The organism is Corynebacterium sp. UMB6689, assembly GCF_030215295.1.
Lineage (GTDB): Bacteria > Actinomycetota > Actinomycetes > Mycobacteriales > Mycobacteriaceae > Corynebacterium > Corynebacterium aurimucosum.
On sequence record NZ_JASOLS010000323.1, the window covers coordinates 1 to 215 of the forward strand.

The window sequence follows — 215 nt, forward strand, 5'->3', positions numbered from 1 at the left end:
GAAGGCCACATTAAATCCGGCCTGCGTGCTATCCACCGGCTGGGTAGTCTGCCGAAAGTCAAAGCCATACAAGACACCCACTGCCTGCTCGACATTGAATCCTTGATCGCTATTGATCAACCCATGTCAGCACTGACAGCCCTAACAAAAGAAACCCTGGATTTTATCGACACCCTCCTGGCTGACTTCTTTACCCCTTCTAAGCCGAACCAAGC

1 pseudogene is annotated in these 215 nt (G+C 51.2%); it reads left to right on the plus strand.

Annotated features, from left to right (window positions below):
• A pseudogene (locus QP363_RS13670) lies at window positions 1-215 on the plus strand (HNH endonuclease); the annotation flags it as partial.